Origin of the sequence: Streptomyces sp. NPDC002809 (genome assembly GCF_040295435.1) — a bacterium.
Lineage (GTDB): Bacteria > Actinomycetota > Actinomycetes > Streptomycetales > Streptomycetaceae > Streptomyces.
The window spans coordinates 81,114-87,767 of sequence record NZ_JBEOVJ010000030.1 but is presented as its reverse complement, the minus strand read 5'-3'; the positions used below and the strand labels follow the sequence as shown (position 1 = coordinate 87,767).

General features: G+C 70.5%; 3 protein-coding genes and 1 pseudogene. 1 reads left to right on the top strand and 3 read right to left on the bottom strand.

Annotated features, from left to right (window positions below):
• A pseudogene (locus ABT025_RS19800) lies at positions 1–74 on the top strand (phage tail protein); the annotation flags it as partial.
• A gap of 28 nt (positions 75–102) precedes the next feature.
• On the opposite strand, the gene ABT025_RS19795 reads toward ABT025_RS19800, so the two are convergent.
• The 3 genes from ABT025_RS19795 to ABT025_RS19785 all read right to left on the bottom strand — a co-directional run bounded on the left by ABT025_RS19795 (position 103) and on the right by ABT025_RS19785 (position 6,613).
• On the bottom strand, positions 103–3,858 hold the full coding sequence (locus ABT025_RS19795; RefSeq protein WP_350995760.1) for a S8 family peptidase: 3,756 nt from the start codon (positions 3,856–3,858) through the stop codon (positions 103–105).
• A 107-nt stretch (positions 3,859–3,965) separates the two neighbouring features.
• Positions 3,966–5,117 carry an XdhC family protein gene (locus ABT025_RS19790; protein ID WP_350995757.1) on the bottom strand — a complete coding sequence of 384 codons (1,152 nt, stop codon included), beginning with the start codon at positions 5,115–5,117 and terminating at the stop codon, positions 3,966–3,968.
• Positions 5,118–5,155: 38 nt separating this feature from the next.
• Positions 5,156–6,613, bottom strand: a complete 1,458-nt coding sequence (locus ABT025_RS19785; protein ID WP_350995754.1) for an NCS2 family permease — start codon at positions 6,611–6,613, stop codon at positions 5,156–5,158.
• Positions 6,614–6,654 lie beyond the last annotated feature (41 nt).

The window sequence follows — 6,654 nt, the reverse complement described above, 5'->3', positions numbered from 1 at the left end:
CGAGCGTGTTCTTCAAGCTCGCCATCGGGGGAAGCGACCTCGGGGCCTTCCACACCTGTTCGGGGCTGGGTGCGGGACCGCCCGTTCCGGGTCGGCGGCCCGCTACTTCAGGCCGAAGGCCGCGATGATCTCCTGGTCGACGCCGAGGCCGCCCGGGGCCTCGGCGTGCGCCTTGAGCGAGACGGAACCGGAGGCGTTCTTCGGGGTCTTGAAGCGGGCGGTCCAGGAACCGGCCGCGTCCTTCTTCAGCTGCACCGCGCTCCAGGACCCGCCCTCGTCGTAACTGACCGACAGCGAGGCCTTGGACGCCTTCACGGCACCCTCCAGCCACTCCTGCGTGGTGGACGACAGACCGATCTCGGTCCACGAACCGGCCTTCACGTCACCGGCCAGGTCCGTGTCGACGTCGTAGTCCAGCTGAAGCATCGGGATGTCGGCCTGGTAGGGGCCGTTCTCGTCCATGGCACCCGAGACGAAGTCCCACTCGGTGTGCGTGCGGGTCGAGGACTTCCAGGTGGAGCCGTCACGCGTGGCGTCGAGCACGAAGCGGTACGGCAGCGGTTCGGGCGAGACGTCCCAGGCGTACCCGGCCCGGCCCGCGACCTTCTTGATCAGGGTGTCGCCCTGGTAGAAGGCCGTGCTGGTGGTGTCGTACTCGTCCTCCGGCATGGAGCCGGAGTGACCGGCGCCGGAGTCGGTCCACGCGGTGAAGTTGAACTGGATGTCGTTGTAGACGGAGCGGAACGGACCCCAGTAGCCGGTGCCCAGACGCGGGTGGCTGACCGGCGCGAACCACTCGGCGGAGTAGCTGCGGCCCGCCGCGTAGTCCAGCTCACTGCTGCGCATCTCGTGCGCGGTGCCGTGGTCGGCGTTGAGGACGGAGTGGTTCTCGTACCAGAACGAGTCGCCCGGGAGCGGGTTGACCCACTCGGTGCGGACCGTGGGGAACTGCTCGTACTCCTCGAAGCCGAGGCCGGGGCCGTAGTCGGGGATGTCGTAGCGGAAGCCGCCGCCGAGCCGGGTCCTGTCGCCGTAGAAGGTGTTCTCGACCTTCGCGAGCTGACGGGTGGACGGGGCGAAGGCGAGCGAGCGGTCCGGGATCGTGCCGTCGTGCCGGTCGACCAGGTCGTACAGGTAGCTCGCGAACTTCCGCTCGTCGACGGTCACCTTCCTGCCGCGCTGGGCGGCCTTCACGAGACCCTCGCCGGCCAGACGCTGCACGGAGGCGACCGGGATGGGGAGCGTGGTGCCGTAGGCCGCGTAGGACTCCAACAGCACGCCGTCGCCGGCGTTGACGACGAACAGCGCCTTCGCGCCCGCGGCGATCGCGGCAGCGGCCCGGTCGGCCGGAGCCACCGAGTCACTGCTGCGGATCACGACCGCCTTGCCCTTGACGTCGAGACCGGCGTAGTCGGCCGGCGCGCCGTTGCCCGCGAAGACGCTGCCGAGCTTGCGGCTGCTGTCCTCGGCGACGACCGAACCGCCCTGCACGGTGACGGGCACGTCGCGGCCGTCGGCCGTCAGGTCGATCAGCTTCTCACCCTGCCGCCAGCGCGTGAGGAACGAGAAGCTGCCCTGCGTGACCTTCTTCGTGGGGCTCGCCCACAACTGGTCGTACATCAGCGGGATCTGGAAGGCGTCGCGCTGGACGGTGCCGTCCGGAGCGGTCCGCGCCATGTCGTAGCGCAGCTGGCGCTTCTCGGTCTCCTTCGGCGTCTTCACGCTGACCTTGCGGGCCTTCGACGCGTCGAGCGACACCGTGGTCGCCTTGTCGAGGATGATCTCGGGAGCCGCGAGGAAGGCGACGGCCCTGGAGTCGGCGGTGTCGCCCTTGATGTCGGCGGCGGACCAGGCGGTGTAGTTGCCCGGGGGCAGCCGCAGTGTCAGGTCTCCCGGTACGGCGACCACTCCGAGGTTCGGGTCGCCGAGCTGGGCGATGACGACCTGGCCGTCCATCGGCTTGCCGTCACGGCCGCGGAGCTGGAGCGTCAGGTCGTAGAGCTCCTGCTCCTTGTTCAGCGCGAACCCGGTGTGGGCGACCGTGGCGCCCGAGGCGTCCTTCGCGATCACCTGCCCGGAGAACGTGGTGTCGTTCGCTACCTTCGACGGGTCCAGCGACAGCACCGCCTCGGCGGTCGAACCGGCCGGCACGGTCAGCTGCTTCACCGACAGCGTGTACGCGTCCGCGTCACTGTCCGTCGCCAGGTCCAGCGTCACGTCCCCGGTACCCGTGTTGCGGTACGTGATGGTCCGCTCGGCAACCGCGTCCGTGGGGCTGTGCGGCCAGTCGTACGAGGCGACCGCGACCGAACCCGTGGCCTCGATGGTGGTGTCGATGGCGGCCTTCACGTCCAGGCGGCCGGTCCCCTGCTCGTACGGGGTGTAGTCCGGCAGCTCCTTCGACGAGGTCATCAGCGCGTCCTTGATGCGCTGACCGGACCACTCGGGGTGACGCTCCTTCACGATGGCCGCGGCTCCGGCGACATGGGGCGTCGCCATCGAGGTGCCGTTCATCGACCGGTACATGCCGTCCACACCGGGCACGGCCTGCGAGGCGGCCGCGTTGATGCCGACGCCCGGCGCGGAGAGGTCCGGCTTGAGGCCGTACGAGCGGGTCAGCGGGCCCATGGACGAGAAGGCCGCACGCCGGTCCTGCTTGTCGACTGCGGCGACCGTGAGCGCCTTGTCCGCCGAGCCCGGCGAACCGATGGTCCCGGCGCCGTACGCGTTGCCCGCGGCGATCACGAACAGCGGACCGCCGTCGGCCGAGAGGGCGTCGACGGCCAGCGACATCGGGTCCGAGCCGTCGTCCGGGATGCTGGAGCCGAGGCTCATGGAGACGACGTCGGCGCCCTCCGCCTTCGCCCACTCCATCGCCTCGATGATGCCCGAGTCCGCGCCGGATCCCTCGTTGCTCAGCACCTTGCCGATGATCAGGTCCGCGCCGGGGGCGACGCCCTTGTTGAGGCCGTCCGATGCGGCGCCGGAGCCGGCGATCGTGGAGGCCACGTGGGTCCCGTGACCGTGCTTGTCCAGGACTTCCTCACCCGGGACGAAGCTCTTGGACTCCAGGATGCGGTCCTTGACGTCCGGGTGGGTCGGGTCGATACCGGTGTCGAGCACCGCGACCTTGGAGCCCTTCCCGTCGTAGCCCTCGGCCCAGGCCTGCGGGGCGTTGACCTGCGGGACGGAATCCTTCAGCGCGGCCTCGACACGGCCGTCGAGCCACAGCTTCGCGATGCCGTTGTCCAGCGAACGGGCCGTGGACGTCTTCGCGATGTCGTCCCAGAAGGCGCGCGCGGTGCCCTTGCCCGCCTTCAGCGCCGCACCGTGGATCGAGTCGAGGTCCCGGGTCTTCTCCGCACCGCGCGGAGCGACCGGCAGGGCGCGGCCCTTGGCGGTGGCGTACGTGGCGATCAGCGGAATGCCGCCGGTCCTCTTGTCGTCGTACCCCATCTTCGCGAGCGCGGTGACGTTGAACAGCCGGCGGTCCAGCTTGCCGGCCGCCAGCAGGGCGCTCGTCTCCTCGGGCAGGACGTAGATGTCGTCGCCGGCCTGTTGGATGTGGACCCCGCCGACCGCACCGTCGGGCCGGTCCACCGTGACGGTGTCCTGCTTGCCCACGCCGTCGGCGTAGTGGACGACGTCACCGGTGACCAGGGTGATGTCGTACTGGTGGACGGCGCCGGGGGCCTTCTCCCCGGCGCCGGTCGCGGCTTGGGCGGCTGCCGACGCGGTGCCGGCGGCGGGCAGGAGCGCGCCGCTGAACAGGGCGACCGACGTGGCGACGATCAGGGCTCTGCGTCCCGCGCGGGCGGGTCTCGCCCGGCCGGATGCGGATGAGGAGGAAAGTGTCATGCCCCTGATCTACCGGCAAAACTCTGGCTACGGGCGGGTTCATGCCTGGCGTGAAGCCGCCTTGGCGGCAAACCGCCTTGCCTGCAAGGGGTGTTGGGGAGCCGGTTTCAGGCCACGGACCCGATGCGCCCGGCCGGCGCAAGAGCGCCGCGGTGATGGATCGGGGTGTGGGTGCCGGTCAACGGGACACCGGTGCCGCCGCGCCGGTCGGCGACTATCTCGGCGGCGATCGACAGGGCCGTCTCCTCGGGCGTACGGGCTCCGAGGTCGAGCCCGATCGGCGAGTGCAGCCTGGCGAGTTCGAGTTCGGTGACGCCGGCATCGCGCAGCCGGTCGTTGCGCTCCAGATGGGTGCGCCGCGAGCCCATCGCGCCGACGTAGGCGACCGGCAGTTTCAGGGCGGCCTCCAGGAGAGGGACGTCGAACTTGGCGTCGTGCGTCAGGACGCACAGGACCGTACGGGCGTCCACCTCGGTGGTGGCCAGGTAGCGGTGCGGCCAGTCGACGACCAGCTCGTCGGCGTCGGGGAACCGCGCCTTCGTCGCGAAGACGGGCCGGGCGTCGCACACCGTGACGTGGTAGCCGAGGAACTTCCCGGCCCGCACCAGCGCGGAGGCGAAGTCGATGGCCCCGAACACGATCATCCGGGGCGGCGGGACGCTGGACTCGACGAGCAACGTGAGCGGCTGCCCGCACCGCGCCCCCTCCGCACCGATGGTGACGGTGCCGGTGCGGCCCGCGTCCAGCATCGCCCGGGCTTCGGCGGCCGCGGTGCGGTCAAGTTCGGGATGTCCGCCGAGGCCGCCCTCGTGGCTGCCGTCGGGGTGGACCAGCAGGGGCCGGCCGATCAGTTCGTGGGGCCCGTCGGTGATCCTGGCCACGGCCGCCGCCTCCCCCCGCGCGGCGGCGGCGAGCGCTGCGGCGAACACCGGCCGGGCGGGGTCGTCCGCCCTGACCGGTGTCACCAGGATGTCGATGACGCCACCGCAGGTCAGGCCGACAGCGAAGGCGTCCTCGTCGCTGTAGCCGAACCGCTCCCGCACGGTGATTCCGTCGTCGAGGGCCTGTCGGCACAGTTCGTACACCGCGCCCTCCACACATCCTCCGGAGACCGAGCCGATTGCCGTCCCGTCGCGGTCGACGGCGAGCGCCGCACCCGGCTGACGGGGCGCGCTGCCGCCGACGGCGACGACGGTGGCCACGGCGAAGTCGCGTCCCTGCCCGGCCCACCGGTCGAGCTCCTCGGCGATGTCCAGCATCTCGGTCTCCTCGGAGGGTGTGTGGGGAGCGGCCGGCGTCAGCTGACGCCGAGCCAGCTCTCGATCGGGTGCAGGGCGAAGTAGACGACGAAGATCACCGTCAGCCCCCACATGAAGGCACCGACCTCACGGGCCCGGCCCTGGGCCGCCTTGATCGCGACGTAGGAGATGACGCCCGCGGCCACACCGGTGGTGATGGTGTACGTGAACGGCATCAGGACCACGGTCAGGAAGACCGGGATGGCGACGGAGCGGTCGCTCCAGTCGACGTGCCGGGCGTTCTGCATCATCATGGCGCCGATGACGACCAGGGCGGCGGACGCCACCTCGGCCGGAACGATCGCCGTGAGCGGGGTGAAGAAGAGGCAGGCGGCGAAGAAGAGCCCGGTGACGACGGAGGCGAGCCCGGTCCGGGCCCCCTCCCCCACCCCGGTCGCCGACTCGACGAAGACCGTCTGTCCGGAGCCGCCGGCGACGCCGCCGATCGCACCGCCCGCGCCGTCGATGAACAGCGCCTTGGACAGGCCCGGCATGCGGCCCTTGTCGTCGGCCAGCCCGGCCTCCGTACCGACACCGATGATGGTGGCCATCGCGTCGAAGAAGCCGGCCAGCACCAGAGTGAAGACGATGAAGCCGACGGTCATCGCTCCGACATCACCCCAGCCGCCGAACTCCACGTCCCCGAAGAGGGAGAAGTCGGGCGCCGAGACCGCCGAGCCCCGGAGCTCGGGCGGGCCGCTGCTCCAGCTCTTCGGGTCGACGTCGGCGACCTTGTTGATCACGACGGCGACGACGGTGCCGACCACGATGCCGATGAGGATCGCACCGGGGATGTTGCGCGCCTGCAGCATGAAGATCAGCAGCAGGGTCACCGCGAAGACGAGGACGGGCCAGCCGGCGAGTTCGCCGGTCGGGCCGAGGGAGACCGGGGTGGCGGTGCCCTTCTGGACGAAGCCGGCCTTGTAGAGGCCGATGAGGGCGATGAAGAGCCCGATGCCCATGGTGATGCCGTGCTTCAGCGGGAGCGGGATCGCATTCATGATCAGCTCACGCAGCCCGGTGACCACCAGGAGGCAGATCACCAGTCCGTACATCACGCACATGCCCATGGCCTGTGGCCAGGTCATCTCCGGGGCGACCTGTGAGGACAGGACGCCGGAGACGCTGAGCCCCGCGGCGAGCGCGAGGGGGACCTTGCCGACGAATCCCATCAGCAGCGTGGTCGCCGCGGCCGCGAGCGCGGTGGCGGTGATCAGCCCGGGCTGGCTGAGGAGGTTGCCGTCGACGTCCTTGCCGCCGAGGACCAGCGGGTTGAGCAACAGGATGTACGCCATGGCCATGAAGGTCGTGACGCCGCCGCGCAGTTCGGTCGCGACGCTCGATCCACGCTCGGATATGTGGAAGTACCGGTCGAGCCACGATCTGCCGGCGGGGACGCGCGAGCCCGGGCCCGCGTCCTCCGCACCGGTCTTCGGTTCCACTGACTGCTGGGTCATGATGCCTGACTCCCAAGGTTCACAGGGGCACCCGCGATGAA